Origin of the sequence: Mycobacterium seoulense, assembly GCF_010731595.1 — a bacterium.
In the GTDB taxonomy this organism is placed as follows: Bacteria; Actinomycetota; Actinomycetes; order Mycobacteriales; family Mycobacteriaceae; genus Mycobacterium; species Mycobacterium seoulense.
In genome coordinates this window covers 5,239,116-5,260,793 of the sequence record NZ_AP022582.1, presented here as the reverse complement: position 1 = coordinate 5,260,793, position 21,678 = coordinate 5,239,116, and the positions used below count along the sequence as shown (strand labels likewise).

Below are 21,678 nucleotides of genomic sequence, written 5' to 3'. Positions count from 1 at the left end.
CGTAGTTGTTGGGCACACGGTAGAGCGGCCGAGCGCGGGACCGCTTAATTGATCCACAGGTCAGCGAAGTTTCGAACCCTGGTTAGGTTGGGTAAAGTTACGGCGTGAAATTTCACCGCATGGGTCGCTGCGTCGGGCTCGGGGCCTCTGCACTGGTCACTGCTTCCGGCCTGCTCCTATCCCCCGCCGCGGCGCCAATCGCCTCCGCATTCGACTGCCCGGACGTCGAGGTCATCTTCGCCCGCGGCACCAACGAGCCCCCCGGCCTGGGCCGGGTCGGCGACGCGTTCGTGGACTCGCTGCGCCAGCAGACCAGCCTGAACATCCTGCCCTACGGGGTGAACTACGCCGCCAGCAAGCTGCAGCTGCACGGCGGCGACGGCGCCAACGACACCATCGACCGCGTCAAGAAGAGCGTGGAAACCTGCCCGAACACCAAGATCGTGCTGGGCGGCTACTCCCAGGGCGCGTCGGTGATGGACATCGTGGCCGGCGTGCCCATCGGCGGCATCAACTGGGGTAACTCGCTGCCGCCGCAATACGCCAACAACATTGCGGCCGTCGCCACCTTCGGCGACGTGGCCGACCGTGCCGGTGGCACGCTGCCCACCCAGAGCGCGCTGCTGGGCTCCAAGGCGATCGACCTGTGCAACCCCAACGACCCGATCTGCCACGCGGGCCCCGGTAACGAGTGGAGCGGGCACACCGAGGGCTACGTACCCGTGTACACCACCCAGGCCGCGGCGTTCGTCGCCCAGAAGCTGCTGGCCGGCTCGGGTCAGTCGGTTCCCGGGTTCGGGCCGCCGCTGGGCCCCGTCCCGACACAGCCCGGCCAGCCGTCACCGGTGTACGGGCAGCAGAGCCCGCCGGGGTCGCCGCCCTCGATCCATGACGGAACCGGCACCGCGCCGAACGCGCCGGCCGCCCCGACCACGGTGACTCCGCAAGCTCCTCTCGTCTAAATCGTTACCGGTCCGCGATCAACGCGCCCCTAACATCGTGGGGTGAGGCTCATTCCGTTGACGCTGGGCGCCGGGCTGCTCGCGGGGGCGGCGATAGTGGTTGCTCCCCAACTGCTTCCGCAGGCCTTCGCCTCCTGCCCCGGCGTCGAGGTGGTCTTCGCCCGCGGAACCGACGAGCCGCCCGGTGTCGGAAAAGTCGGCGGGGCCTTCGTCAACGCGCTGCGTCAGCAGACCGGCAAAAGCGTTGGGGCGTACGGGGTGAACTACCCGGCGAACAAGGACTTCCTCGCGGCCGCCGACGGCGCCAACGACGCCAGCAACCACATCCAGCAGATGGCCGGTAACTGCCCCAACACCAAGCTGGTGCTCGGCGGCTACTCCCAGGGTGCGGCCGTCATCGACATCGTCACGGCCGCACCGCTGCCCGGCCTCGGCTTCCGCCAGCCGTTGCCGGCCGGCGCCGCCGATCACGTCGCCGCCGTGGCGCTGTTCGGCAACCCGTCGGGCCGGGCGGGCCAGCTGATGAGCGCCCTGACCCCGGAATTCGGGGGCAAGACCATCGACCTGTGCAACCCGGGCGACCCGATCTGCTCGCCCGGCAACCGGTGGGCGGCCCACCTGAGCTACGTGCCCGGATTGACCAACCAGGCCGCGGCTTTCGTCGCGAGCAAGGTTTAGCGGGTGCGCAGGTCCCGGGTGACCAGGTTGCGCGCCTCGAGTTGGTCGTCGGGCGGATAGTCGACGCGTTCCAGCGTCAGCCCGTGCGGCGGCGCGGCCGCGAAGTCGCTGGAACGGCTTGTGGCGCTGAGCAATTCGGCACACCACGACACCGGACGGCGGTGCTCACCCACCGCCAGCAGCGCGCCGACCAGCGAGCGCACCATCGACCAGCAGAACGCGTCGGCGGTGACGTGCGCGGTGATCAGGTCACCGTCGCGCGACCACTCAAGGCGCTGCAGGTCGCGGATGGTGGTGGCGTTCGGCCGGTGCCGGCAGAACCCCGCAAAATCGTGCAATCCCAGCAGGTCTCGCGACGCGGCGGCCATCGCGTCGACATCCAGCGGACGCGGCCAGGCGGTGACGTAGCGGGCCTGCTGCGGCCGCACGCCGTACGGCGCCGTCGACAGCCGATAGGTGTAATGGCGCCGCAGCGCCGAGAACCGGGCGTCGAAACCCGCAGGGGCGCGGACGATGTCGAGCACCCGCACATCGGTGGGCAGGAACCGGCCGAGCCGGCGCACCAGCGGCTCGAACTCCGACTCGCCGGCGCGCGCCGAGCGCGGGTAGGCGTTCGGCAGCGCGGCCGGCGGCACGTCGACGTGGGCCACCTGACCGGTGGCGTGGACCCCGGTGTCGGTGCGCCCGGCCGCCCGCAGCCGCATCGGCGCGCGGAAGACGGTCGTCAGCGCCTCGTCGAGCACTCCGGCGACGGTGCGCTGGCCGGACTGAGGAGCCCAGCCCGCGAAATCCGTTCCGTCATAGGCGATGTCGAGCCGCAGACGGACGGCCTCGCTAACTCTCGTCAGCCTCGTCAGCCTCGGCGGCCTTCTCGGCCTCGGCCCTCGCGGCGACGGCCTTGTCGGCCTTCTCCGCGGCCTTGGCTTCGGCTTCCGAGGCCTCCGACGGTTCCGCGGCCTCGGTGGCCTCGGTGGCCTCGGTTGCCTCGGCCTCGGCCGGCTCGGTCACCTCTTCGGCCGTCGGGCCGACGGCCTCCTCGGGCTCGACCGCCGCCTGGGGGGCCGCCGCCGCGGCGACGGGCGCGTCGGACTTCTTGGAAGACTTGACGCGACGCGCCCGGTCGGCCTCCGACGTCACCGTCTTCTCCCGCACCAGCTCGATGACCGCCATCGGGGCGTTGTCACCCTTGCGCGGCTCGACCTTGATGATGCGGGTGTAACCGCCGTTGCGGTCGGCGAAGAACGGCCCGATCTCCGCGAACAGGGCGTGCACCACGTCCTTGTCGCGGATCTTCTTGAGCACCTCTCGACGGTTGTGCAGCGTGCCCTTTTTCGCATGCGTGATCAGCTTCTCCGCATACGGCCGCAGGGCACGCGCCTTGGGCTCGGTCGTCTTGATCCGGCCGTGCTCGAACAGCGACGTGGCCAGGTTGGCCAGCAGGGCCTTCTGGTGGGAAGACGACCCGCCGAGGCGGGGGCCCTTGGTGGGCTTGGGCATTGCGCTATCTCCTCATTGGGGCCGGCCCCCGTATCAGGTAGGGCCGGGACGGACTTTCACCAGTTGTGTCCGGTTCCTCAGCGGCCGCTGCACGGCCGCATCGTCACCGGACGGCCTTTACAGCTGTTCGGTTTCCGCGTAGTCCTGGTCGTCGTAGGCGCCCTCGGTGGACCACGTGCCCGTGGCCACGTCGTAGCCCGCGACCTGCGACGGGTCGAAGCTCGCCGGGCTGTCCTTGAGCGACAGGCCCAGCTGGTGCAGCTTGACCTTCACCTCGTCGATCGACTTCTGACCGAAGTTGCGGATGTCGAGCAGGTCGGACTCGGTGCGGCTCACCAGCTCGCCGACGGTGTGCACACCCTCGCGCTTGAGGCAGTTGTACGACCGCACCGTCAGGTCCAGGTCGTCGATCGGCAGCGCGAACGAGGCGATGTGGTCGGCCTCGGCCGGCGACGGCCCGATCTCGATGCCCTCGGCCTCGACGTTGAGTTCGCGCGCCAGGCCGAACAATTCGACCAGCGTCTTACCGGCCGACGCCAGCGCGTCGCGCGGGGTGATCGAGCTTTTGGTCTCGACGTCGAGGATCAGCTTGTCGAAGTCGGTGCGCTGCTCGACACGGGTCGCGTCGACCTTGTAGGTCACCTTGAGCACCGGCGAGTAGATGGAATCGACAGGAATGCGGCCGATTTCGGCACCGGAGGCCCGGTTCTGCACCGCCGGCACGTAGCCGCGGCCACGCTCGACGACGAGCTCGACCTCCAGCTTGCCCTTGTCGTTCAGGGTCGCGATGTGCATCTCGGGGTTGTGCACCGTGACACCGGCGGGCGGCACGATATCACCCGCGGTGACCGCGCCCGGGCCCTGCTTGCGCAGGTACATGGTGACCGGCTCGTCCTCCTCCGAGGACACGACCAGGCTCTTGAGGTTCAGGATGATCGCGGTGACGTCTTCCTTCACCCCGGCGACGGTGGTGAACTCGTGCAGCACGCCGTCGATGCGAATGCTGGTCACGGCCGCGCCGGGAATCGACGACAGCAGCGTCCGGCGCAGCGAATTGCCCAGGGTGTAACCGAATCCGGGCTCGAGGGGCTCGATGACGAACTGCGAGCGGTTGTCGGTGAGGACTTCCTCCGACAGGGTGGGTCGCTGAGAGATCAGCATGGTGTTTCTTCTTCTCCTTCTCGGCACCCGCTATTTGATGCCGTTGGTTCCGCACCAGTGTGCGGAAGTCTTGCTACTTCGAGTAGAACTCGACGATCAGCTGCTCGGCGAGGGGCACGTCGATCTGCGCCCGCTCGGGCAGCTGGTGGATCAGGATGCGCTGGCGCTCCCCGACCACCTGCAGCCAGCTGGGAATCGGGCGGTCGCCCGCCGTCTCCCGTGCGATCTGGAACGGCACCGTGTTCAGCGAGCCGTCCCGCACGTCGATGATGTCGTACTGCGACACCCGGTAGCTGGGGACGTTGACGTGCACGCCGTTGACGCTGAAGTGGCCGTGGCTGACCAGCTGGCGGGCCATCCGGCGCGTCCGGGCCAGCCCGGCCCGGTAGACGACGTTGTCCAGTCGGCTTTCCAGAATCTTGAGCAGCTCCTCACCCGTCTTGCCGGGCTGCCGGCTCGCTTCTTCGTAGTAGCGGCGGAATTGCTTCTCCATGACGCCGTAGGTGAAGCGGGCCTTCTGCTTCTCCTGCAGCTGTTGCAGGTATTCGCTTTCCTTGATCCGCGCGCGGCCGTGCTGGCCGGGCGGGTAGGGGCGCTTCTCGAAGGCCTGGTCGCCCCCGATCAGGTCGGTACGCAGCCGGCGCGACTTGCGGGTGATGGGTCCGGTGTAACGAGCCATTGATCTATTCCCTAGACCCTTCTCCGCTTGGGCGGACGGCAGCCGTTGTGCGGCTGGGGGGTGACATCGGAGATGGCGCCGACCTCGAGGCCCGCCGCCTGCAGCGAGCGGATCGCCGTCTCCCGGCCCGAGCCCGGGCCCTTGACGAACACGTCGACCTTCTTCACGCCGTGCTCCTGCGCCTTGCGCGCGGCGTTCTCGGCGGCGAGCTGCGCCGCGAACGGCGTCGACTTCCGCGAGCCCTTGAAGCCGACGTGGCCCGACGACGCCCAGGCGATGACGTTGCCCTGCGGGTCGGTGATGCTCACGATCGTGTTGTTGAACGTGCTCTTGATGTGCGCGGCACCGTGCGGAATGTTCTTCTTTTCCCGCTTGCGGGTCTTCTGCCCCTTCTTGGGGGCAGACGATGCCTTCTTGGCTGGTGGCATGGGCGATTACCTGGCCTTCTTCTTGCCGGCGATGGTGCGCTTGGGGCCCTTGCGGGTGCGCGCATTGGTCTTGGTCCGCTGGCCGCGCACCGGCAGGCCGCGGCGGTGCCGCAGGCCCTGGTAGCAGCCGATCTCGATCTTGCGGCGAATGTCGGCCTGCACCTCGCGGCGCAGGTCACCCTCCACCTTGAGATTCGCTTCGATGTAGTCGCGCAAGTGGGTCAGCTGGTCGTCGGTCAGGTCCCTGGTGCGCAGGTTCTTGTCGATCCCGGTAGCTGCCAGGATCTCGTTCGACCGGGTACGGCCGACGCCGAAGATGTAGGTCAGCGCGATCTCCATCCGCTTGTCGCGCGGAAGATCGACGCCTACTAATCGAGCCATAGGTGGCGTTTCCTCTTTTTCTAGGCGGAGGTCTTATCCCAGTCCGTTCCCTGCCGGAAAAACGATTCCGGCGTCGGGGCCCGGCCTCCGTCCGGGCGTGGCTGAGCGGCGTATCCGCTCAGTGGTACTGGGAGGTCTGCATTCAGTTGTGCGGCAGGCGCTTCGGGCTGGTCAGCCTTGGCGCTGCTTGTGACGCGGATCGGAGCAGATCACCATGACCCGCCCATGCCGACGGATCACCCTGCACTTGTCACAGATCGGCTTGACACTGGGGTTCACCTTCACGGCTGTTCGATCCTGTTCTTTCTCGTTGTCCGAATCGGGCTTCTACTTGTACCGGTACACGATGCGGCCCCGGGACAGGTCGTAGGGAGACAGCTCCACCACCACCCGGTCCTCGGGCAGGATGCGGATGTAGTGCTGCCGCATCTTGCCGCTGATGTGGGCGAGCACCTTGTGACCGTTCTCCAGCTCAATGCGGAACATCGCATTGGGCAGGGGCTCGACCACGCGGCCCTCGACCTCTATGGCACCGTCCTTCTTGGCCATAACTGTTCAGCAATCCTCGTCTTTGGTTTCGTATCCCTGATGTGCGCCCATTACCGGCGCAGCATTCGCCCGACTTGAAACGTGAGCCAAGGGCAGGAAATTCCAGGAATTCCTAAGACAGGGCACGCAAAAAGTCGGCGCGGATGACGCACCGTTGTCCCACGATACCCGGTCAGGCCCCTGACCCAAAATCGCGGACGGCGAAATCCCGCCCCCCGCCGAGGCGCCTCCTCGACCTGCCGCGAGGGCCCTGACGAGGGCATACTTGAACCCGATGACGAGCCCCGCGAGCCCCGCCGCCTCCCTTCAGCCTCGCAAGCCGGTCCTGCTGACCGTCGACGACGATCCTTCTGTCTCGCGTGCGGTGGCGCGCGATCTGCGTCGCCACTACGGCGACCGGCACCGGATCGTGCGGGCCGAGTCGGGCCCCGACGCCCTGGAGACGCTCAAGGAGCTCAAGCTGCGCGGCGAGACGGTCGCGGTGATGATCGCCGACTACCGGATGCCGCAGATGAGCGGCATCGAATTCCTCGAGCAGGCGATGGACCTGTACCCGGCCGCGCGGCGAGTGCTGCTGACCGCCTACGCCGACACCCACGCCGCCATCGACGCGATCAACGTCGTCGACCTGGACCATTACCTGCTCAAGCCGTGGGATCCGCCGCAGGAGAAGTTCTATCCCGTCATCGACGCGCTGCTGGACGCGTGGCGGGCGGCGCCGGAACACCCGGTCCCGCACACCAAGGTGATCGGGCACCGCTGGTCGGAGCGGTCCTGGCAGGTCCGCGACTTCCTGGCCCGCAACGGGTTGCACTACTCGTGGTTCATGGCCGACGACCCCGACGGCGAGCGGTTGCTGAAGGCCGCCGGCGAGGACGGCCTGCGGCTGCCCGTCGTCGTCACCGAGCGCGGCGACACCCTCGTCGAACCCACCGACGCGCAGCTGGCCGACACCCTGGGCCTGACCACCACGCCGTCGCAGGAGTTCTACGACCTGATCGTCGTCGGCGGCGGGCCGGCGGGCCTGGCGGCCGCCGTGTACGGCGCCTCGGAGGGGCTGCGCACGGTGCTCATCGAACGCACCGCGACGGGCGGCCAGGCGGGCCAGAGCTCGCGGATCGAGAACTATCTGGGCTTCCCCGACGGGGTGTCGGGCGGCCAGTTGGCCGACCGCGCGCGGCGGCAGGCCGAGAAGTTCGGGGCCGAGCTCATCACCGCCCGCACCGCGACGGCGCTGGAGGTCAACGGCCCCAAGCGCACCGTGCGGTTCGCCGACGGCGGCTCGATCGACGCGCACGCCGTCATCCTGGCGACCGGCGTCGCCTACCGCCAGCTGCCCGCGGAGGGCTGCGGCGAGCTGACCGGCCGCGGGGTCTACTACGGGGCGGCCGTCTCCATCGCGCCGGAATGCGCGGGCGAGGAGGTCTACGTCGTCGGCGGGGCCAACTCCGCCGGCCAGGCCGCGATGTACCTGTCCCGGGAGGCCAAATCGGTGACCATCGTGGTACGGGCACCGTCCTTGGACGCCTCGATGTCCTACTACCTGATCCAGCAGATCCGCGAGCGTCCGAACATCACCGTGCGCACCTGCACCGAGGTGCGCCGCGCCGTCGGGGCCGACCACCTGGAGCGGCTCACCCTGGTCGACAACCGGACCGGGGAAACCCAGGACGTGACCTGCGCCCGCATGTTCATCTTCATCGGCGCCGCGCCGCGCACCGAGTGGCTGGACGGGGTGCTCGCCCGCGACCCCCACGGCTTCGTCCTCACCGGACCGGACCTGCGCAACGTGTGCGGCTGGACGCTGGACCGCCCGCCCCACCACCTCGAGACCAGCGTGCCGGGCGTGTTCGCCACCGGCGATGTGCGCGCCGAGTCCGCCAAGCGCGTGGCTGCCGCGGTCGGCGAGGGATCGATGGCCGTGATGTTGGTGCACCGCTACCTGGCTGAGTCATGAGCGCCAGGACGCCGTGCCAGCCCGACGAGCTGCGCAGCCTGTTCCTGTTCGAGGCGCTGACCGACGAGCAGCTGGCGGTGTTGTGCGCCAACGGGCACATCGAGAACTACCAACCGGGCCCGATCTGCGTCGAGGGTGAGCCGGCGACCTGCTTCTACGTCCTGATCGACGGCGAGCTGACGATGTCCAAGCTTTCGGGCGGACAGGACATCGAAACGAACCGCACGTCGCAGCGCGGTGTCTACTGCGGGGCATGGCGGGCGTTCACCGGCGGGAAGCAGAAGAGCTACGACGCCTCGGTGCACGTGACCAAGCCGTCGCGGTTCTTCGTGATGGACGCGCCGGTGTTCGCCCAGTTCATGAAGGACCAGTTCCCGATGGCCGTCCACCTGCTCGACGGCATCGCCGTCGGCACCGACCGGACCCGCCGCATCATCGACAACCGGGAGAAGCTGCTGGCGCTGGGCCGGCTGTCGGCCGGGCTGACCCATCAGCTGAACAACCCCGCGGCGGCCATCGCCCGCGCGGCGGCCGACCTGCGCGGCCGGGTCGCCGGGATGCGGGGCAAGCTGGCCATGCTCGCCGACGGCACCGTCAGCCCCGAGGCGCTCAGCGCACTCGTCCACCTCCAGCAAGGGGTGGCCGAGCAGGTGGCAAAGTCGGCGACGGAACACCTCAGCGCGATGGAAACCGCCGATCGCGAGGACGCCGTCGGCGACTGGCTGGAAGAGCACGGCGTCGAGGGCGGCTGGGACATCGCGCCGACCTTCGTCGAGGGCGGCATCGACACCGACTGGCTGGAGCGAATTTCCACGGTCAGCGAGGAACTCGCGTCGACATCGTTGGAGGAGGCGATCCGGTGGATCAACTACACCATCGAGAGCGAGCTGCTGATGAACCAGATTCTGGAAGCGAGCAAACGGATTTCGGCATTGGTCGCCGACGCCAAACAGTATTCGCAGCTGGATCGGGCCCCGTTCCAGGTGGCCAATATCCACGAACTGCTGCGCAGCACGCTGGTGATGTTCGCCGACCGGTTGACCAAGGACGGGAGCAAGGACGCCGGTAACCACCCCGCGATCACCCTGGTCAAGGATTTCGACCAGTCGCTTCCCCAAATCCCTTGCTATCCAGGCGATCTCAACCAGGTGTGGACCAACATCATCGACAACGCCATCGCCGCGATGCGCGACACCGGCGGCACGCTGACCGTGCGCACCTGCCGGGATGGCGAGAACATGGCCCGCGTCGAGATCTGCGACACCGGCCCCGGCGTGCCCGAGGACGTGCGCGAGCACATCTTTGAGCCGTTCTTCACCACGAAACCGTTCGGCGAAGGCACCGGGCTGGGGCTGGACCTGGCGTTCAACATCGTCGTCAAGAAGCACCGCGGGGATCTGCGCGTGGAATCGGTGCCCGGCGATACCCGGTTCATCGTGCTGCTGCCGCTCGAGGCGCCGCCGGCGGCGGATGTGGACCTCCCGGAATAGCGGCACCATCCGGCCGGTTGGGAACAACCATGACCGATGCAGCGAGCAAGCCCAACCTCGGCCGGTTCGGATCGTTCGGACGCGGCGTCACGCCTCAACAAGCCAAAGACATCGAAGCCCTGGGCTACGGGGCCGTCTGGGTGGGCGGCTCGCCGCCGGCCGAGCTGGCCTGGGTGGAGCCCATCCTCGAAGCGACGACCACCCTGCAGGTGGCCACCGGCATCGTCAACATCTGGACGGCCGCGGCCAAGCCGGTGGCCGAGTCGTTCCAGCGCATCGACAAGGCCTACCCGGGCCGCTTCCTGTTGGGTATCGGCGTCGGCCATCCCGAGGCGCACGCCGAGTACCGCAAGCCGTACGACGCGCTGACGGAATACCTGCAGCAGCTCGACGACTACGGCGTACCCGCCAACCGCCGCGTGGTGGCCGCGCTCGGCCCCCGCGTGCTCAAGCTGTCCGCGGAGCGCTCCGCGGGGGCACACCCGTACCTCACCACACCCGAGCACACCGCGCGGGCGCGCGAGCTGATCGGCCCGTCGGCGTTCCTGGCGCCCGAGCACAAGGCCGTGCTGACCACCGACGCCGAGAAGGCCCGCACGGTGGGCCGCAGGGCGCTCGACATCTATTTCCAGCTCGCCAACTACCGCAACAACTGGAAACGGCTCGGATTCACCGACGAGGAAGTCACCAAGCCGGGCAGCGACCGCCTGGTCGACGCGGTGGTGGCCTACGGCACGCCCGACGCGATCGCCGCCCGCCTCAAACAGCACCTCGACGCCGGCGCCGACCACGTGCCCGTGCAGGTCTTGACGAAGGATGAAAACCTGGTCCCGGCGCTGGCCGAATTGGCGGGGCCGCTCGGACTGAGCTAGCAGACGACGTACGAGGGGACGTAGATGACCGAGCCGGTAGCGCTCAAACCCAACCTGGGCCGCGTCGGCGTCTGGCTGCCCAGCCGCTCCATCACCCCCGGACTGGCGGCACGGATCGAGTCGCTGGGCTACGGCGCCGCGTGGATCGGCGGTTCACCCGACGCCGAGCTGTCGTGGGTGGAGCCGGCCCTGGAGCAGACGGCGTCGCTGCAGCTGGCCACCGGGATCGTCAACATCTGGACCGCGCCCGCCAAGCGGGTGGCCGAATCCTTCCAGCGCATCGAAAACGCCTATCCGGGAAGGTTCTTGCTGGGCATCGGGGTCGGGCATCCCGAGCACACCCAGGAGTACGTCAAGCCGTACGACGCGCTGGTCGCCTACCTCGACGAGCTCGACTCGGGGATGGTGCCAACCAGCCGCCGGGTGCTCGCGGCGCTCGGGCCCCGCGTGTTGCGGCTGGCGGCGCAGCGCAGCGCCGGTGCGCACCCGTATCTGACCACCCCGGAACACACGGCCAAGGCGCGCCAACTGATCGGGAATTCCGTGTTCCTGGCGCCCGAACACAAGGTCGTGCTCACCACCGACGCCGAGAAAGCCCGCGCGGTCGGCCGCCGGTACGCGAACTTCTACCTGGACCTGAGCAACTACGTGAACAACTGGCTGCGGCTGGGCTTCACCGAAGCCGACGTCCGCAAGCCGGGCAGCGACCGGCTGATCGACGCGGTGGTGGCCTACGGCACGCCCGAGGCGATCGCGCAACGACTCCGCGAACACCTGGACGCGGGGGCCGATCACGTCGCCGTCCAGGTGCTGGACAGCCAGGACGACGACGCGCTGGTGTCGGGGCTGGGCGAATTGGCCGGGCCGCTGGGGTTGACTCGCGCAAGCTGACCGGCGCGCTCGGTTAGGGTTTGACCATGCGGCTACTGGTCACCGGCGGCGCTGGGTTCATCGGCGCGAACTTCGTGCACAGCACCGTCCGCGAGCACCCCGAAGACTCCGTCACGGTGCTCGACGCCCTCACCTACGCCGGCCGGCGGGAGTCCCTGGCCGACGTCGCAGACGCCATCCGGCTGGTGGTGGGCGACATCTGCGACGCCGGGCTGGTCTCCCGGCTGGTGGCCGAGTCCGACGCCGTGGTGCACTTCGCCGCCGAGAGCCACGTGGACAACGCGCTGGACGATCCGGGCCCGTTCCTGCACACCAACGTGGTCGGGACGTTCACCATCCTGGAAGCGGTGCGGCGCCACGGCGTGCGGCTGCACCACATTTCGACCGATGAGGTCTACGGCGACCTGGAGCTCGACGATCCCCACCGGTTCACCGAGTCGACGCCCTACAACCCCTCGAGCCCGTACTCGGCGACCAAGGCCGGCGCCGACATGCTGGTCCGGGCCTGGGTGCGGTCGTATGGCGTGCGCGCGACGATCTCGAACTGCTCCAACAACTACGGGCCATATCAGCACGTGGAGAAGTTCATTCCGCGCCAGATCACCAACGTGCTCACCGGCCGGCGGTGCAAGCTGTACGGCAGCGGCGCCAACGTGCGCGACTGGATCCACGTCGACGATCACAACAGCGCCGTGCGGCGCATCCTGGAAAAGGGCGAGATCGGCCGCACCTACCTGATCAGCTCCGAGGGCGAGCGCGACAACCTCAGCGTGCTGCGCACGCTGTTGAAGATGATGGGCCGCGAACCCGACGACTTCGACCACGTGACCGACCGGGTAGGCCACGACCTGCGCTACGCCATCGACCCGTCGATGCTGTACGACGAACTGTGTTGGGCGCCAAAGCATACCGATTTCGAGGAGGGCCTGAGCGCCACCATTGACTGGTATCGTGCCAACGAATCCTGGTGGCGCCCTCTGAAAGACGCCGCGGAAGCCCGTTACGAAGAGCGTGGTCAGTGAGATGAAGGTGCGCGAGCTCGCCATTCCCGGAGCCTGGGAGATCACCCCCGCCATTCACGGCGATTCCCGTGGCCTGTTCTTCGAATGGCTTACCGACCGCGGGTTCACCGAGTTCGCCGGTCACCGCTTCGATGTCCGGCAAGCGAACTGCTCGGTTTCGTCCGCCGGGGTGCTGCGCGGGCTGCACTTCGCCGAGCTGCCGCCGAGCCAGGCCAAATACGTGACGTGCGTGCGCGGCTCGGTGTTCGACGTCGTGGTGGACATCCGCGAGGGTTCGCCCACATTCGGGCAGTGGGATTCCGTGCTGCTCGACGACAAGGACCGCAGGACGATTTACCTTTCCGAGGGCCTGGGGCACGGCTTCCTTGCCTTGCAGGACGATTCGACGGTGATGTATCTGTGCTCGGCCGAATACGACCCACGGCGCGAGCACACCATTTGTGCGACCGATCCGGCGATCGGGATCGAGTGGCCGCTGGTTAACGGCGCCGCCCCCAGCCTGTCGGACCGCGACGCCGCGGCCCCCGGCTTCGAAGAAGTGCGCGCCGCGGGGCTTCTGCCCAGCTGGGCGGAGACCCAGCGCTTCATCGGCGGGATGCGTCACCAATAAGCGCGCGGCCGGACCGTTGCCGTCCGGTCCGGAAACAACCAAGCGTTCGGTTGGTCACCGCCCGCAAGAAATGCGTGGACCTCAATTTGCCTAAGTCGGCCTCACTCACCCCCGATAAGTGGTGGAATCGGTGATTCGGGGGGACGCGTATCCGCCTTTTCGGGCGTTACGTAGCGATAGGATGGCGCCGGTAGCGTGGGCGCTCCGGCGAAGGGGGCCAATGAAGCTAGGGCACATCTTCGATCCGCGGAGCAACGCGTTGAACGCGTGGCGCCTGCTGCTGGCCGCCGAGGTGATTCTCATTCACTCGTGGGGGGTCACGGGTCGTGTCCTGTCGGTCAAGCCCGTTTACCAACTTCTTCTTTGTGTGGGCGTCGACGGATTCTTCGCGATCTCGGGATTTCTCATCACCGCCAGTTGGCTCAGCAATCCGCGGGTCCGTGAATATTTCGCGGCCCGAGCGCTTCGCATTCTCCCTGGCTTCTACGCCTGTTTGGTCGTAACCGCATTTGTCATCGCCCCCGTCGGGGTAGCGATGCAAGGCGGCTCGGTCACCAAGCTTTTAGCGTCCGGCGCGCCATTGGAATTCGTGTTGGAGAACAGCGCGGTGGCAGTGGTCAAGTTTGATATCGGCGGGACACCCCACGGGGTCCCCGTTGCGGGTGTTTGGAACGGGTCACTGTGGTCCCTCATCTGGGAAGTGCTGTGCTACCTGATTGTTGCGGCAATCGGCGTGGTCGGGCTCGCTAGCCGCCGATGGGTTTCTCCCGTGATATTGGTTGGGGCGCTGATCGGGGCGTCGTTATTGCCGCCCCTTACCTCTCCCGAGGAATTGACTCACCAGCAGGGCAATACGCTGGTCCCCCTCGTGTTTTTGGCCTGCCGAACCGCCATTATGTTTGCGTCCGGCGCGCTCCTCTATCAGTGGCGAGACAAGATCCCGGCTCGGTGGTCCCTCGTCGCGGTGAGCTTGGTCATTGTCGCGGCGGCCAGCCTGCTGCCCGACTACCGTCTGGTGGCTGCCGTACCGCTGGCTTATGCCATCATCGTTTCGGGCGCCCTGATCCACCACAACCGCCTGAGACTGCGCACCGACCTGTCCTATGGCCTGTACATCTACGCATTCCCGGTCCAGCAATTGCTGGTCATCGGTGGCCTCCGCTGGCTACATCCGATTGCATTCTTCGTCGTTGCGACGGTAGCGACCCTTCCGCTGGCCGCGGCAAGCTGGTTTTTGGTCGAAAAGCCCGCGCGGTCGCTCAAACGTCGTCTAAAGCGGAAGGCCCCTGCGCACCGAAAGCAAACGACGCAAACGGTGATCATGCTGCCGGCGGAGGTTCCCGGTAGCGCACTTCCCCCCGAGTTTCGGGGTACCGCCTAGTCACGGCCGATACGATGACGCCGACAGCACTGGGTGTACGACGGGCGGAGGCGGATGAAGCTAGGGCTGGTATTCGACCCGCGAAGGAACGCGCTGAACGTATTTCGGCTGGCCCTGGCGGCCGAGGTGATGCTCTTCCACTCCTGGCCCATCACGGGCCGCATGCCGCCCGCGGCGATTCTCCAGCTCTTCTTCTCGGTCGGGGTTGACGGCTTCTTTGCGATCTCGGGATTCCTCATCACCGCCAGCTGGCTCAACGACCCGCGGGTCCGTGACTATCTGGCGGCTCGGGCCCTTCGCATCCTTCCCGGGTTCTACGTCTGCTTGATCGTGACGGCGTTCGTCATCGCCCCGATAAGCGTGGCGATTCAAGGTGGCTCGGCCGTCAAGCTGCTCCTGTCCAGTGACCCGATCGAATACGTCTGGAAAAACGCTGCGGTGGCCTACCTGCATCAGAATGTCGGTGCCACACCGCGCGGGATCCCGGATGCGGGAAAATGGAACGCTTCCCTGTGGTCCCTGATCTGGGAACTGATGTGCTATCTGGTAGTCGCCGTGATCGGTGTCATCGGACTCGCGAATCGCCGGTGGGTTTCGCCTGCGATATTGGCGCTGGCGGTGTTGGGGGCGATGGCACTGCCGCCTTTGACGTTTCCCGGGGTATGGACGATCCCGCAGCTCGCAGTGCGTTCCGCGATCATGTTTGCGGCGGGCGCGTTCCTGTATCAGTGGCGTGACGTGATCCCCGCCCGATGGTCCCTGGTCGCCGTGAGCGTGGTGATCGTGCTGGTGGCCGGCCTATTGCCCGATTACCGCGTGGTGGCCGCCATTCCGCTGGCTTATGCCGTCGTCGTGTCGGGTGTGTTGATCCACAACAAGCGCCTGAGATTACGTACGGATCTGTCCTACGGCGTCTACATTTACGCCTACCCGACGCAACAGTTGCTGGCGATCTGTGGGCTTATCTGGCTGCACCCGCTTGTCTTTTTTCTGGTTGCGGCGCTGGCTACCCTGCCCATGGCCGCGCTGAGCTGGTTCTTGATCGAAAAGCCCGCGCAATCGCTGAGATCCCGTCTCAAGCGGAAGTGGTCTGCCCGCGACCTCGCTGAAGTTCCGAATGCACCGGGTAACGCCTAGAGGTCAGCACCCAGCCGATCAGGCCCCCCGCCCACAGCAGCACCGTCAGCGCTTCCGCGGCCACGCTGATAACGGCGTGCGGCGCGGGATCCCAGCCCTGTTCCATAAAGCCAAGGACCCCAACGGTTCTCGATAACACGAACGCGACCAGTGAACCACCCGCCACGGCGGCCGCGGCCCAGCGGAGCCACCCGGGACCGCCGAGCAGGATCAGCAGGGCGATGGCGAACGAAACGCTGGCCTGCACCAGGAATGCGGTGCCGATATCCGGGATGTGCCGATAGCCGTGCATATAGAGGTAGGCGTGGCTGGCCGCGCTGACCACCAAGGAAACGGCGAACCCGATGCGGATCGCCAGGCCCGCCACAGTCATTGCAGCGCCCGCTCTTTCAACGCCAGGGCGGTCTCGCCCTTGGTGTAGCTCACCTCGCGGATGCCGAGCGCGTCGCGGAGCTTGCCGGCGGGCAGGGTGACCGGCTTGGGCGCCGGTCCGTCGCCGGGGCGCGGCAGCGGGTACGCGGTCGTCGTCCCGCTGTAGAACGTGACGTTGCCTTCTGTCTTGGAAAACAATTGGTGCACATGCCCGTTGAGGCACGTGACCGAGGAGAACCGGCGCAGGTAGGACAGCGCCTGGGTCGCGTCGTCGGTGCCCCAGCCCCAGTTCGGGTACATCGCGAACAGCGGGATGTGGCTGAACACGATGATGGGGGTGTCGCTCGAGAGCCGCGCGACGTCCTTCTCGATGAACTCCAGCTGGTCGGTTCCCAAATGGCCGAGCTTGTGCAGATTCAGCGTGTTGACCAGTGCGATGACGTGGACGCCCGCGATGTCGAAGCTGTACCAGCCGTCACCGACGGATCCGGCGCCGAAGGCGCTGCGGTACTTCTGCCCCGCGTCGTCGACCGAGTCGTGCTCCCCGGGGACGGTGAACACGTGCGGCGTCTTCAAGGCGCTCATCATCTGCTTCACCTGGTCGAACTGCTCGGGGCTGGACAGGTGCGTGAGGTCGCCGGTGTGCACGACGAAATCCGGTGTGTAGCCGAGGTTGTTGACCTGGTCGATCGCGTGGCCGAACGTGCCGGCGACGTCGGGGTTCGGCGCCCCGGCGAAGCCGATGTGGCTGTCGCTGATCTGCGCGAACCGCAGGGCGGGCCGGGCATGCGTGTGCTGCTCGGCCGCCCCCGCACCGGCGACATGCGAAATCACCTCGCCGCCGACGACGGCGAACCCGACCGCCGCGCCGAACCACGCCGTGTGCCGCATCAGCTGGCGGCGACTCATGTTCGGGTTCATCGGGTCACCACCACGGTCCCGCGCATCATCGGGTGTATCGAGCACACGTAGTCGAAAGTGCCGGGGTCGGTGAAGGTGTGGGTGAAGGTGGCCCCGGTCCCCATGCCGGGCGAGTGGAACGAACCGTCGCTCGCGGCCACGGTGTGCGGTTCTTCGTCGCGGTTGGTCCACGTGACCGTGGTGCCGGCCGCGACGGTCAACGTGGCGGGTGCGAACGCGAAGCCGTCGATGGTGACCTGGTCGCCGCCTACCGGAGCAGCCGGTGCGGTCACCGACGTCGAGCCGGTGGGCACGCCGGTGCCGGAGCCTGCGGCGGGCCGCGAAGCCGAGCAACCGGCCAGCAGCACGGCGACGGCCAGCGCGGCCGCCGAGTGTGTTCGAAGCGTCATGCCCAGGAATAGGGCGGGGAGTTACACCGGTCAGGCGGGCTGGTCGGGGCGCGGGGGCGCGAACACCTCGATGACGCCGTCGACCTCACGAACCAGCAACGGCGGCAACGGCTTCGGGGCGATCGGCAGTTGATGGGTGAGCACCTGCCCGGTCGGTGAGAAGGATGTCGAGTGGCAGGGGCAGCGCAGCGTGTCGTCGGGCGCGTCGAACCACAACCGGCACCCCTGGTGTGTGCACACCCCGGAGATGGCCTGGGGCTTGCCGTCGACGCGGCGCACGAATCCGCTGACCGAACCGAGGTCGAAGGGGTGCATGACACCGTCGGGCACCTGCGAGCTGGCCGCCACCCGCTGCCAGGTTCCGGCGTTGGGCGTCAGCGGCGTGTTGTCGGCGGCGGGGACACCGCCGGTTTGACCGGTGATCACCGCTCGGTCGATGGACACCGCGGTGACCGCGGCGGCCGCGGCGGCCGACGTGCCGACGATGACCTGGCGGCGGGTGCTGTTGTGCTTCGGCACCGGTTGCCCTCGCCCGTCGGACATCTGCTCGGCCAGGCGCCGATGCAGGTCGTCGAGGAATTCCGGGCGGGGCGCGTCGCCCCTGCGCCCGGCCGCGCGCAGTTCGATAGCGGTGCGCAGCTGCGCCGCCTCGAAGTCGTCGGGGGCGAACGGCCTGGGCCGCCGGCCCCGCAACAGGTCGTCGACGTATCGGCGCAACCCGCGCGCGTTCATGGTTGGCCCCCGTCGTTGACCTGCGCCGCCAGCCGCAGCGCGCGATGCTGGAGCACCTTGGCGTTGGCGACGCTGACGCCGAGTTCCGCCGCGGAATCCTTGATCGAATGCCCTTGCAGGAAGCGCAATTCCAGTATCTGCCGGTACCGGTCCGGCAGGTTGTCGAGAACCCGGGCGACACGCTGCGGCGCGGTGCTGATCGCTTCCTCGCTCTCCGGTGGTTGTTCGATGTCGTCGATCGAGGTTATCTCCCGGCCCAGGGTCTCCCGCCAATGCGCGGCGAGCACCGTGCGGGCGGTGACCCGCAGATAGGCGCGCACCTCCCCGACGCTCGCGGTCAGCCGCAGCGGCCGCAGCGCGGCGAGGAAGACCTCGGCGGTGAGGTCCTCGGCGTCGGCCCGGTTGCCGACCCGGGCGAACAGCGTCCGGTACACCCAGGACGCGTTGTCCGAGTACACGGCCTCCCAGTCGGGATAGCCAGCGTCAACGCCACTGTCGGGCACCGCCCGCAGTGGCCGCTTGACCGGTTCGTTTCGTGCCGCCACGTGCCTCCTCCACCCGATGAATATCGAGCCGGGTTACACCGGGTATCACGGCGCTGCGAGCGGGGTTTGTTCACTGAGCAGCTCGTCGAGTTTGGCGGCGGTGGCCGAGAACACCGACTTGGCGATGCCCAGTATCCGCTCCCGCACCCGGGGCTTTGCCGATGCCGGCGGCAGCAGATGGCCGATCAGGTGACCGAACAGGTCCAGGCGGGCCGCGGACATCCAGGCGGTCAGGTCCGGGTCGTCGAGCCAGCGCAGCTGGTTGGTGTAGTCGGCCAGCGCCAGCCGCAGCCAGTCCAGGTCGGTGTCGGGATGCGGCAACGGCACGCACAGTTCGTTCTTCGCCCGGTCGTCGTGGTACGCGGCTTCGACGTGGGCGATGAGCGCGGCGCTGAAGATCTGCTGGCATCCGCGCACACTTTGCAGCGTGATCCGTCCATCGTCGAAAATCGCTGTCGCCGGGCGCTTTTCGGCGCCATCAGCGGTGCAGTCGAGGTACAGGGTGCGGCCGGCACGGGCCACCGCACCGCCGTCGAGGACCATCCGGTCCGCGTCGATGCGCCGCAGGTGGCCCAGCCGCACCACGTCGCCGATGCGTCGCAGCGCCTCGAGCTCCAGCCGGGTGACGGTCGCGCAGCGATACATGGTCGGTCGGACCGCCGGATCTATCCGCAGCAGACCGCCGGATTCCTCGAGCCGCGCGAAAAGGTCCTCGACCGACGTGGCGTCGCTGATGGCGCGAAGCTGCGCGATGAAGCCGGCTTTGATCTGATCGGCGAACAACGATCCGGGCTGCATCTTCGCGCGGTCCAGCAGCCAGGAGTCGCGGGGCATGATCCAGGTCAGCCGGTCGGGCGCGATGCCCTGGCCGAGCAGCCACAGGCAGGTGTCGATGCCGGTCTTGCCGGCCCCGACGATCACGTACCGCTCGTGCGCGCCGCATTTCGGCAGGTCGTTGGGCGGCACGCAGGTCACACCCGGCGCGACCGGGTAGGGCGGCGGGCGCATGGCCGGCACCGTGACGTGCATGTAGGTGGCGTCGACGACGCGGCGCGTCGCGTCGACGGTGTAGTCGGTCCCGGCGAGCGTGGTGAACCGGCCGTCACCGCGGTATTCGCTCATCGGGAAGTAGGTGACCCGCCCGCTTTCCAACAGCTGGTGACGGAGCACGCGGTCGTAGTACGCGCAAACCTCGGCGGCGGTGGCCAACTCGTAAAGCCCCTGGTTCCAACCGATCTGGTCGATCGAGTCGCCGCCAAGTCTCAGCGAATTGACGCCGTAGAACGCCGAGGGCTGATGCAGCCGCACGAACGGGTAGGCCATGGTCCAATGCCCGCCCGGCTGGTGGTTACGGTCGACCAACACCACCCGCGCGTCCGTCTCCGACACCAGCGTGTCGACGAACGCCATTCCCATGGCGCCCGCGCCGACCACCAGGTAGTCCGCCTCGATGGTGTGCATACGGGATAAAGGCTAGTGCCCTCAGTCGATGTCGGCCGCCGCGGCGCGGAGATCATTCAGGGCCTTGCGGGCCAGTTCGCCCAGGTCTTGGTCGTCGTCGGCGGCAAGCCAGGCGGCGAATGCCTCCTTGAACGCGAGCACTCCCATTTCGGCCGCCAGGGTCGCCGCCCGGTCCGCCACCCCCCGGGCGCGCAACGCGTCCGCCATGGCCGCGGCGAGGCCCACCTGTTTGAGCGCGTCGCGCGCCTGCAGCTCGGTGCTGGTGGCGATGACGGCCTGCACCTGGGGACCGAGCTCGCGATTGAACGGTGTCATCGGCCCGGCCGCCCGCGCGAGCCCGGCGGCGACCGCCGCGAGCGGGCCCGCGTCCGCGGGCGCGGAGGCGATCCCCTCGGTCAGCAGCTGCGCCAGCGTCTCCTGACCGGCCGCCAGCACCTCACGCTTGTCGGGGAAATACCGAAAAAAGGTGCTCTTGGTCAGGCCGGCGTGGTCGGCGATCTCGGCGACGGTGGTCCGGTCGTAGCCCTGCTCGGAGAACAGCTGCAGCGCGGCGGTGACCAGCCGTGCTCGCGCGTCCGGTTCCCATCGGGGCATCCCGCCATCGTAGGCGATGGGACCTTTGTCCCATCACTCTGGTAACGTGATGGGACATTAGTCCCATCACTCAGAGGAGTTGCTCATGCGGGTTTTCGTCACGGGTGCCACCGGAGGGATCGGCTCCGCCGTCGTGCCCGAGCTCATCGGCGCGGGCCACGACGTTCTCGCGTTGGCCCGCTCCGACGCGTCGGCACGGGCCGCCCGGTCCATGGGAGCCGACGTGTTGCGCGGTGACCTCGATGACCCGCAGACCCTGCGCCGGGGCGCCGCGGCGTCCGACGGAGTCGTTCACCTCGCCTTCCTCCACTTCGACGATTTCCAGAAGGCGGTCGCCCAGGAGGCCGGCGCCGTCGAGGCCTTCGGCGCGGCGCTCGAAGGCAGCGGAAAGCCGTTCGTCATGGCCTCGGGAACGCCCGTGATTCCCGGCCGCACCGCCACCGAGCGGGACCCGGCGCCGACCGACGGACCCATCGGCGGGCGCGGCCGCAACGCGCGTGCCGCCCTGGAACTGGCCGCCAAGGACGTCCGGTCGGCGGTGGTGCGCCTGCCCCGGTCCGTGCACCGGGAAGCCGGCCCGTGCGGGTTCGCGTCGCTGCTCATCGAGGCCGCGCGACGCACGGGGGTCTCCGGTTACGTCGGCGACGGCACCCAGCGCTGGCCGGCCGTGCACGTCCTCGACGCGGCGCGCCTGTTCCGCCTGGTCCTCGAACAGGCCACCCCCGGGACGGTGGCGCACGCCGTCGCCGACGAGGGCGACCCGATGCGCGCGCTCGCCGAAGCGATCGGGCGCGAACTCGGTGTGCCCACCGCGGAGGTGCCCGCCGACAGTTTCGGATACTTCGGCGCCGCCTTCGGGGCGGACCAGCCGGCCTCGAGCGAGCTGACCCGCGAGAGATTCGGCTGGCAGCCCAACCATCCGAGCCTGCTGGCCGACCTGAAGGCCGGCCACTACCCGGCGTGAGACCG

At 68.0% G+C, this 21,678-nt stretch carries 26 protein-coding genes and 1 pseudogene; 12 read left to right on the top strand and 15 right to left on the bottom strand.

Translation table 11 applies throughout. The features are described from left to right. Positions 1-104: 104 nt before the first annotated feature. On the top strand, positions 105-962 hold the full coding sequence (locus tag G6N37_RS24550; RefSeq protein ID WP_174813886.1) for a cutinase family protein: 858 nt from the start codon (positions 105-107) through the stop codon (positions 960-962). A 57-nt stretch (positions 963-1,019) separates the two neighbouring features. Then, positions 1,020-1,640 (top strand): cutinase family protein, encoded by a 621-nt coding sequence (locus G6N37_RS24545; RefSeq protein ID WP_163685468.1) that lies wholly within the window; start codon positions 1,020-1,022, stop codon positions 1,638-1,640. Here G6N37_RS24545 and truA read toward each other — a convergent pair. The 8 genes from truA to infA all read right to left on the bottom strand — a co-directional run bounded on the left by truA (position 1,637) and on the right by infA (position 6,335). Then, a complete protein-coding gene (gene truA, locus G6N37_RS24540) occupies positions 1,637-2,497 on the bottom strand; it encodes a tRNA pseudouridine(38-40) synthase TruA (protein ID WP_163685466.1) in 861 nt (286 codons plus the stop codon). The two genes, G6N37_RS24545 and truA, sit on opposite strands and share 4 nt — an antisense overlap. After that, positions 2,475-3,137, bottom strand: a complete 663-nt coding sequence (rplQ, locus tag G6N37_RS24535; protein ID WP_163683967.1) for a 50S ribosomal protein L17 — start codon at positions 3,135-3,137, stop codon at positions 2,475-2,477. Before rplQ ends, truA begins: the two co-directional genes overlap by 23 nt. Before the next feature lie 117 nt (positions 3,138-3,254). Continuing rightward, complete coding sequence (locus tag G6N37_RS24530) at positions 3,255-4,298, bottom strand: DNA-directed RNA polymerase subunit alpha (RefSeq protein ID WP_083175653.1); 1,044 nt, start codon at positions 4,296-4,298, stop codon at positions 3,255-3,257. 73 nt (positions 4,299-4,371) lie between these two features. After that, positions 4,372-4,977 (bottom strand): 30S ribosomal protein S4, encoded by a 606-nt coding sequence (gene rpsD, locus G6N37_RS24525; protein WP_163683966.1) that lies wholly within the window; start codon positions 4,975-4,977, stop codon positions 4,372-4,374. Between the two features lie 11 nt (positions 4,978-4,988). After that, the gene (gene rpsK / locus G6N37_RS24520) at positions 4,989-5,405 is read right to left on the bottom strand and encodes a 30S ribosomal protein S11 (protein WP_067203479.1); all 417 of its coding nucleotides are present in this window, start codon (positions 5,403-5,405) and stop codon (positions 4,989-4,991) included. Between the two features lie 6 nt (positions 5,406-5,411). Then, complete coding sequence (gene rpsM / locus G6N37_RS24515) at positions 5,412-5,786, bottom strand: 30S ribosomal protein S13 (RefSeq protein ID WP_163683965.1); 375 nt, start codon at positions 5,784-5,786, stop codon at positions 5,412-5,414. A 171-nt stretch (positions 5,787-5,957) separates the two neighbouring features. Then, positions 5,958-6,071, bottom strand: a complete 114-nt coding sequence (gene rpmJ / locus G6N37_RS24510) for a 50S ribosomal protein L36 (protein ID WP_003879483.1) — start codon at positions 6,069-6,071, stop codon at positions 5,958-5,960. 42 nt (positions 6,072-6,113) lie between these two features. Then, positions 6,114-6,335, bottom strand: coding sequence for a translation initiation factor IF-1 (gene infA / locus G6N37_RS24505; protein ID WP_003418601.1), 222 nt, complete (start codon positions 6,333-6,335; stop codon positions 6,114-6,116). 274 nt (positions 6,336-6,609) lie between these two features. On the opposite strand from infA, the gene G6N37_RS24500 reads away from it, so the two are divergent. The 9 genes and pseudogenes from G6N37_RS24500 (at position 6,610) to G6N37_RS24465 (ending at position 15,695) form a co-directional block, all read left to right on the top strand. Next, a complete protein-coding gene (locus tag G6N37_RS24500; protein ID WP_163683964.1) occupies positions 6,610-8,292 on the top strand; it encodes an FAD-dependent oxidoreductase in 1,683 nt (560 codons plus the stop codon). Then, positions 8,289-8,648 (top strand): annotated as a pseudogene (locus G6N37_RS26725) (cyclic nucleotide-binding domain-containing protein); the annotation flags it as partial. The gene G6N37_RS24500 and the pseudogene G6N37_RS26725, both read left to right, overlap by 4 nt. A gap of 537 nt (positions 8,649-9,185) precedes the next feature. After that, positions 9,186-9,782 (top strand): sensor histidine kinase, encoded by a 597-nt coding sequence (locus G6N37_RS26720; RefSeq protein ID WP_372514739.1) that lies wholly within the window; start codon positions 9,186-9,188, stop codon positions 9,780-9,782. A 29-nt stretch (positions 9,783-9,811) separates the two neighbouring features. After that, positions 9,812-10,654, top strand: a complete 843-nt coding sequence (locus G6N37_RS24490) for an LLM class F420-dependent oxidoreductase (protein WP_163683962.1) — start codon at positions 9,812-9,814, stop codon at positions 10,652-10,654. Positions 10,655-10,678: 24 nt separating this feature from the next. Then, positions 10,679-11,545 carry an LLM class F420-dependent oxidoreductase gene (locus tag G6N37_RS24485; RefSeq protein ID WP_163683961.1) on the top strand — a complete coding sequence of 289 codons (867 nt, stop codon included), beginning with the start codon at positions 10,679-10,681 and terminating at the stop codon, positions 11,543-11,545. A gap of 26 nt (positions 11,546-11,571) precedes the next feature. Beyond that, the gene (rfbB, locus tag G6N37_RS24480; protein WP_163683959.1) at positions 11,572-12,567 is read left to right on the top strand and encodes a dTDP-glucose 4,6-dehydratase; all 996 of its coding nucleotides are present in this window, start codon (positions 11,572-11,574) and stop codon (positions 12,565-12,567) included. A 1-nt stretch (position 12,568) separates the two neighbouring features. Then, positions 12,569-13,177, top strand: a complete 609-nt coding sequence (gene rfbC / locus G6N37_RS24475; protein ID WP_163685463.1) for a dTDP-4-dehydrorhamnose 3,5-epimerase — start codon at positions 12,569-12,571, stop codon at positions 13,175-13,177. A gap of 220 nt (positions 13,178-13,397) precedes the next feature. Beyond that, positions 13,398-14,558, top strand: a complete 1,161-nt coding sequence (locus G6N37_RS24470; RefSeq protein WP_163683957.1) for an acyltransferase family protein — start codon at positions 13,398-13,400, stop codon at positions 14,556-14,558. A gap of 54 nt (positions 14,559-14,612) precedes the next feature. After that, a complete protein-coding gene (locus G6N37_RS24465) occupies positions 14,613-15,695 on the top strand; it encodes an acyltransferase family protein (protein ID WP_163683955.1) in 1,083 nt (360 codons plus the stop codon). Here G6N37_RS24465 and G6N37_RS24460 read toward each other — a convergent pair. The 7 genes from G6N37_RS24460 to G6N37_RS24430 are packed head-to-tail and all read right to left on the bottom strand — an operon-like array spanning position 15,634 to position 20,709. Beyond that, positions 15,634-16,068 (bottom strand): hypothetical protein, encoded by a 435-nt coding sequence (locus G6N37_RS24460; RefSeq protein WP_232075174.1) that lies wholly within the window; start codon positions 16,066-16,068, stop codon positions 15,634-15,636. The two genes, G6N37_RS24465 and G6N37_RS24460, sit on opposite strands and share 62 nt — an antisense overlap. Beyond that, positions 16,065-16,988, bottom strand: coding sequence for a metallophosphoesterase family protein (locus G6N37_RS24455; protein WP_163683953.1), 924 nt, complete (start codon positions 16,986-16,988; stop codon positions 16,065-16,067). The genes G6N37_RS24460 and G6N37_RS24455 overlap by 4 nt, the downstream gene beginning before the upstream one ends. Further along, the gene (locus G6N37_RS24450; RefSeq protein WP_163683951.1) at positions 16,985-17,377 is read right to left on the bottom strand and encodes a cupredoxin domain-containing protein; all 393 of its coding nucleotides are present in this window, start codon (positions 17,375-17,377) and stop codon (positions 16,985-16,987) included. The genes G6N37_RS24455 and G6N37_RS24450 overlap by 4 nt, the downstream gene beginning before the upstream one ends. A 30-nt stretch (positions 17,378-17,407) precedes the next feature. Next, positions 17,408-18,109 (bottom strand): Rieske (2Fe-2S) protein, encoded by a 702-nt coding sequence (locus G6N37_RS24445; RefSeq protein ID WP_163683949.1) that lies wholly within the window; start codon positions 18,107-18,109, stop codon positions 17,408-17,410. Continuing rightward, entirely contained in the window at positions 18,106-18,654 is a 549-nt protein-coding gene (locus G6N37_RS24440; RefSeq protein WP_163683947.1) for an RNA polymerase sigma factor, read from the bottom strand. The genes G6N37_RS24445 and G6N37_RS24440 overlap by 4 nt, the downstream gene beginning before the upstream one ends. A gap of 45 nt (positions 18,655-18,699) precedes the next feature. Beyond that, on the bottom strand, positions 18,700-20,115 hold the full coding sequence (locus tag G6N37_RS24435) for an NAD(P)-binding protein (RefSeq protein WP_163683945.1): 1,416 nt from the start codon (positions 20,113-20,115) through the stop codon (positions 18,700-18,702). Positions 20,116-20,136: 21 nt separating this feature from the next. Then, positions 20,137-20,709, bottom strand: coding sequence for a TetR/AcrR family transcriptional regulator (locus G6N37_RS24430; protein ID WP_163683943.1), 573 nt, complete (start codon positions 20,707-20,709; stop codon positions 20,137-20,139). Positions 20,710-20,794: 85 nt separating this feature from the next. Here G6N37_RS24430 and G6N37_RS24425 point away from each other — a divergent pair, with 85 nt between their 5' ends. Beyond that, positions 20,795-21,673, top strand: a complete 879-nt coding sequence (locus tag G6N37_RS24425; protein ID WP_163683941.1) for an SDR family oxidoreductase — start codon at positions 20,795-20,797, stop codon at positions 21,671-21,673. The last annotated feature ends 5 nt before the right edge of the window (positions 21,674-21,678 follow it).

Bases quoted from the DNA above. Each gene is read 5' to 3' on its own strand.
- G6N37_RS24500 (WP_163683964.1), top strand. From the start codon at position 6,610: ATGACGAGCCCCGCGAGCCCCGCCGCCTCCCTTCAGCCTCGCAAGCCG.
- rpsM (WP_163683965.1), bottom strand. From the start codon at position 5,786: ATGGCTCGATTAGTAGGCGTCGATCTTCCGCGCGACAAGCGGATGGAG.
- G6N37_RS24485 (WP_163683961.1), top strand. From the start codon at position 10,679: ATGACCGAGCCGGTAGCGCTCAAACCCAACCTGGGCCGCGTCGGCGTC.
- G6N37_RS24470 (WP_163683957.1), top strand. From the start codon at position 13,398: ATGAAGCTAGGGCACATCTTCGATCCGCGGAGCAACGCGTTGAACGCG.
- infA (WP_003418601.1), bottom strand. From the start codon at position 6,335: ATGGCCAAGAAGGACGGTGCCATAGAGGTCGAGGGCCGCGTGGTCGAG.
- G6N37_RS24460 (WP_232075174.1), bottom strand. From the start codon at position 16,068: ATGACTGTGGCGGGCCTGGCGATCCGCATCGGGTTCGCCGTTTCCTTG.
- G6N37_RS24445 (WP_163683949.1), bottom strand. From the start codon at position 18,109: ATGAACGCGCGCGGGTTGCGCCGATACGTCGACGACCTGTTGCGGGGC.
- rplQ (WP_163683967.1), bottom strand. From the start codon at position 3,137: ATGCCCAAGCCCACCAAGGGCCCCCGCCTCGGCGGGTCGTCTTCCCAC.
- G6N37_RS24435 (WP_163683945.1), bottom strand. From the start codon at position 20,115: ATGCACACCATCGAGGCGGACTACCTGGTGGTCGGCGCGGGCGCCATG.
- rfbB (WP_163683959.1), top strand. From the start codon at position 11,572: ATGCGGCTACTGGTCACCGGCGGCGCTGGGTTCATCGGCGCGAACTTC.
- rpsD (WP_163683966.1), bottom strand. From the start codon at position 4,977: ATGGCTCGTTACACCGGACCCATCACCCGCAAGTCGCGCCGGCTGCGT.
- G6N37_RS24450 (WP_163683951.1), bottom strand. From the start codon at position 17,377: ATGACGCTTCGAACACACTCGGCGGCCGCGCTGGCCGTCGCCGTGCTG.
- rfbC (WP_163685463.1), top strand. From the start codon at position 12,569: ATGAAGGTGCGCGAGCTCGCCATTCCCGGAGCCTGGGAGATCACCCCC.
- G6N37_RS24455 (WP_163683953.1), bottom strand. From the start codon at position 16,988: ATGAACCCGAACATGAGTCGCCGCCAGCTGATGCGGCACACGGCGTGG.
- rpsK (WP_067203479.1), bottom strand. From the start codon at position 5,405: ATGCCACCAGCCAAGAAGGCATCGTCTGCCCCCAAGAAGGGGCAGAAG.
- G6N37_RS24425 (WP_163683941.1), top strand. From the start codon at position 20,795: ATGCGGGTTTTCGTCACGGGTGCCACCGGAGGGATCGGCTCCGCCGTC.
- G6N37_RS24430 (WP_163683943.1), bottom strand. From the start codon at position 20,709: ATGCCCCGATGGGAACCGGACGCGCGAGCACGGCTGGTCACCGCCGCG.
- G6N37_RS24530 (WP_083175653.1), bottom strand. From the start codon at position 4,298: ATGCTGATCTCTCAGCGACCCACCCTGTCGGAGGAAGTCCTCACCGAC.
- G6N37_RS24490 (WP_163683962.1), top strand. From the start codon at position 9,812: ATGACCGATGCAGCGAGCAAGCCCAACCTCGGCCGGTTCGGATCGTTC.
- G6N37_RS26720 (WP_372514739.1), top strand. From the start codon at position 9,186: ATGAACCAGATTCTGGAAGCGAGCAAACGGATTTCGGCATTGGTCGCC.
- G6N37_RS24465 (WP_163683955.1), top strand. From the start codon at position 14,613: ATGAAGCTAGGGCTGGTATTCGACCCGCGAAGGAACGCGCTGAACGTA.